Annotated in this window: 4 protein-coding genes; 1 reads left to right on the top strand and 3 read right to left on the bottom strand. The window is 61.5% G+C overall.

The annotated features are described in order from the left end of the window. Nucleotides 1–21: 21 nt before the first annotated feature. The 3 genes from secF to ACE3UY_RS20250 form a co-directional block, all read right to left on the bottom strand. Nucleotides 22–957, bottom strand: coding sequence for a protein translocase subunit SecF (gene secF, locus ACE3UY_RS20260; RefSeq protein WP_374689295.1), 936 nt, complete (start codon nucleotides 955–957; stop codon nucleotides 22–24). A 51-nt stretch (nucleotides 958–1,008) separates the two neighbouring features. Further along, nucleotides 1,009–2,343, bottom strand: a complete 1,335-nt coding sequence (gene secD, locus ACE3UY_RS20255; RefSeq protein WP_374689294.1) for a protein translocase subunit SecD — start codon at nucleotides 2,341–2,343, stop codon at nucleotides 1,009–1,011. 177 nt (nucleotides 2,344–2,520) lie between these two features. Next, on the bottom strand, nucleotides 2,521–3,399 hold the full coding sequence (locus ACE3UY_RS20250; protein ID WP_374689293.1) for a UbiA family prenyltransferase: 879 nt from the start codon (nucleotides 3,397–3,399) through the stop codon (nucleotides 2,521–2,523). A gap of 267 nt (nucleotides 3,400–3,666) precedes the next feature. Between ACE3UY_RS20250 and ACE3UY_RS20245 the strand changes: the two genes are divergently transcribed. Further along, on the top strand, nucleotides 3,667–4,088 hold a 422-nt coding region (locus ACE3UY_RS20245; protein WP_374689292.1), incomplete at its 3' end, for a hypothetical protein.

The raw sequence follows: 4,088 nt of genomic DNA, 5'->3' as shown, positions 1-4,088 counted from the left end.
CAACTCCCAACTCCCAACTTCTTATGCCGTCCGCGCCCGCGCCAGAATTCGCTCCTCCCACGTCACCAGCAGCGGCACGGCGATGAAGATCGAGCTATACGTCCCGGCCAGCAGACCGATGAACAGGGTGGCGATGAACGGTCGGATGGAGACGCCGCCGAAGAGCAGAATGGCGACCAGGACGAACATGGCATTGAGTTGCGTCACCAGGGAGCGGTGGATCGTCTCGACAATGGAGCGGTTGGCGATGCGGTCGATCTTCTCGAACGGCCGGCGGGCGATATTCTCGCGCATGCGGTCGAAGAGGACAATGGTGTCTTGCAATGAGAAGCCGGCCACAGTCAGCACGGCCGTCAGAAAGAGCGCGTCCACTTCCCAGCCGAGCACCAGGCCGGCGATAGCGCCAAAGCCCAACACCAGCAGCAGATCGTGGACAAGGGCGATCACCGCCGTCGTGCCGTAGCGAAAGGTATTGGGCACCTGGCGAAAGACGATAACGATATAAAAGAGGACGACGATGGCCGAGAAGATGACGGCGATGATGGCCGCGCGCGTGACTTCATTGCCCACGCTGGCGCTGACGCTCGTCACCTGCGACGTGCCCGGCCGCAGCGGCGCTACCTCGCCCAGCGCGCTCAGGATATCCTGAGCCGTCTCCGGCGCGACGAACTCGCCGCGAATCTGCCAGGCGTTTTCCAGGCCCGTGCCGCGCAAGGCGATGATGGACGGGCTGGTCAGGCCGAAGTCGGCAAAGACGTCGCGAATCGCGCCTTCATCTACCGCCTCTTCGAACTGTACCTCGAAGCGCGTGCCGCTGCGGAAGTCCACGCCCACGCGCAACGGCGAGCCGGTCGACACCAGGGAGGCGATCATAGCCGCCAGTCCCAGCCCCAGCAGCACAGCTGAAAACAAGAAATACCGCCGCCGGTTTTCGATAATGTGATAAACAAAGGACATAACCCACCCTAAAAAATCTGCCAAATCTGCCCAATCTGCGGATGCTTCTTCTTAAACGCCCATCAACCACCGCTGGCGCTGGATGCGGTCGGCGGCGCGGCCCAACACCAGACGCACCAGCGTCCGGGTGACCAGGACGGCCGTAAACATGCTAATCATCACACCGATAGCCAGTGTGACGGCAAAGCCCTCAACCGCGCTCGCGCCGAAGTTCCGGCCAAACGTCCACAGGATGAAACAGATCACCAGGGTGGCGACGTTGGAGTCGCGGATGGAGTTCCAGGCGCGGGAGAAGCCGGTGTCGATGGCGTCCTCCAGGTGCGCCCCCTTGCGCAACTCCTCCTTGATCCGCTCAAAGACGAGCACGTTAGCATCCACGGCCATGCCTGTGGACAGCAAAAAGCCGGTAATGGCCGGCAGCGTCAACGTGACACCCAGCCCCTTGAAGACCGCGAAACTCAGCAACACGTAGACGATGAGCGCGATGTCGGCCAGGACGCCGGGCAAGCGATAGTAGATGAGCATGAACAGGAGCACGACGACAACACCGATGATGCCGGCGCGAACACTGGCCTGGATCGACTCCTCGCCGAGCGTTGCCCCGACCTGCCGCGTACTCTCGATGCGCAGCGGCACAGGCAGGCTGCCGAAGCGCAACTGCGTCGCCAACCGTTGCGCCTCTTCCAGCGTGAAGTTGCCGGTGATCGTGCCGGCGTCTTCGATGACGGCGCTGATGGTGGGACTGGAGATGACCTCTTTGTCCAACACAATCGTCAGGAATTTGCCCTGGTTTGCGGCGGTGTGTTCGGCGAAGACCTGGCCGCCCTCTTCGGTCAAACGGAAGTCCACGAAGTACTGGCCCAGTTGATCGGCGTTGACCGCTGCCTCGCGCAGCCCCGCGCCGGTGAGCACGGTCGGGAAAGTGGGGGCGGGCGCGGCCACTGTGCCATCCTCGGCCACCACTTCACAGCGCGACGGCGCGCCCTCATTCAGGGTCGTTCGAATACACATGCCGGCCGGCAGTGGGGTGTCGCCGGTGTCCACAAATTCCAGCAGGGCCGTCTCCTGGATGAGCGACAACGCCTCTTCCGGGTTTTCGATACCGGGCAATTCGATCAAGATGCGCCGTGTGCCTTCGACCTGCACCAGCGGCTCAGTGACGCCAATGGCGTTTACACGACGATCGACGATCTGGCGCGCCGTATCCATCTGATCCGCGGTAACGTCCTGGTCGGCGGGCACGTCCGCCTCCATGAGCACTTGTAGGCCGCCCTGCAAGTCCAAACCCAAACGAATGGGAAAGTTGGGATTGGTAAGTATCCAGATAGAGGCCGCGACCACGATGACAATAACGGTCAGCCAGACAAAATCACTTCGACGTCTCATGAAACCTCTTGGAGAGACATCCACAGGTCGCGCCGGGACGGCAATGAATCGCCTGACTACGAACTCTGTGAATGCTCCGTTTGGCAGCGGTGGATTGAGCGCCGCCTGTGAACCGGAGGGATTATAGCAGGGGATCGGAATAGATGCTTGGGTTAGGCGAATTGGTGGCGATGGGCCCTAGGAACGGGCGCTGATGGCTAAATACACGGCGATGCTGACCGCATAGATCAGCCCAGCCGCAGCCGAGACATAGACGAGCCAGCGCGACCGCGGGCGATTGGGGCCGCGTACCAGCCGGTGCAGCAGCACCGGCAGGGCGATAAAGGCAAAGGGGATCAAATACCAGGGCAGAGGCCGCCACATGTGATAGGCCACCGCGCCGAAGATGAGCAACAACGTCGCCAGGACGAGCAGAACGTAGGTGGCGCGCCGGCCGAGCAGCGTGGCCGACGTACCGCCAGTAGCTTGATCGACCTCGAAGTCGCGCAGTTGTTGTTCCAGTTGCGCCGAAAGCGAGGCCATGAAGGCGATGAAGACGAGGAAGAGATCCACGCTGCCCCATGTCCCGCCGATGAGATAGACGGTCGCCACGTAGGGGAAGGTCTCCACAAACAGGGCGTGCACCAACAGGTCCAGGCCCGGCCGGTTCTTGAGGCGCACGGGCGGGGCGGAGTAAGCTAGCATGACGCTGAGGCTGACGGCCAGGACAATCACCCCGGCCCAGCCAAAGCGCAAGAAAATCATCGCAATGACGCCGACCAGCACGAAGAACATCGCCCACAGGATACGCCGCACCCGCGGCCGGTCGATCAGACCGATGAAGAAATTTCCCTTGGCCTTGGCTGGATCCAACTGATCGTAGGGCGCGTCAAAGTAGTCGTTGACGGCGAAGGCCAGCCAGTAGCCCAGCCCGAAGACGAGCACCAGCCACAGGCCATCCATCGTGAGGGCTTGGTGAACGACGAGGGCGAGCAGTGAAGCGATGGTAGCGATGCCCCAGGCATCTACGTGATTGAGCGCCAGGGCGACAAATGCGTTCTTAATTCTGATAGGCATAAAGGCTAATTGTAATGCGGTCACCCGCCGGATGCATCCCCCTATCTCTCCAGAGGGACACATCCCATTTTAACAGGCGATTCACGCCGGGCCGGATCAACTTATGGTACAAAGTATACCAGAAGCGACACGTCAACACGTCGCGCGGCGAATGTCCCATCGTGCCCGGCGGCTGCGACTGAAGGAGGATTATCGGCCAATCTCAAGAGTGTATCGGAATAACCTACCACGTATTGACAAGCCACTCAGTAAAGGAGATCACCACCCATGAACAAGACCAAACTGGCGATTCTGTTCGGTGTACTACTCGTGCTGGCCCTCACCGCCAGCACCTTCGCCGAACTGGTCGTCACCTACACCTCGTCGGAAGACACCTGGAGCGAATACACCATCGAGCACACCCCGGCGCGCACCGCCGCCGCGACGACCAACAGCCTGATCGACAATGGAGCCTTTACCACCTGGAGCACCACGCTCGGCACGGCCGACCCGTGGACGTTCTGGCGCGACACCACGGCGGGCTGGACGGCCGGCCGGCTGCACGAAGTTGACCTGGCCCTGCCCGCCAACCCGGAGGGCATCAACAACGCCATGGGCTGGTTCATCCAGCACGCGGGCGCCAAGGAAGGCGGCTACTATGCGGGCGCGGTGCAGAAGCTAGACCGCATCCCGGTAGAGGGCAACTACTT

The sequence above is a fragment of the Promineifilum sp. (SeqCode) genome (genome assembly GCF_041918635.1).
Classification (GTDB): Bacteria; Chloroflexota; Anaerolineae; order Promineifilales; family Promineifilaceae; genus Promineifilum.
Note: the sequence above shows the minus strand (reverse complement) of the source record. Positions and strands in the feature narration are given on the sequence as shown.

Excerpts from the sequence above, each read along its gene's own strand:
- ACE3UY_RS20250 (WP_374689293.1), bottom strand. The coding sequence starts at position 3,399 with ATGCCTATCAGAATTAAGAACGCATTTGTCGCCCTGGCGCTCAATCAC.
- secD (WP_374689294.1), bottom strand. The coding sequence starts at position 2,343 with ATGAGACGTCGAAGTGATTTTGTCTGGCTGACCGTTATTGTCATCGTG.
- secF (WP_374689295.1), bottom strand. The coding sequence starts at position 957 with ATGTCCTTTGTTTATCACATTATCGAAAACCGGCGGCGGTATTTCTTG.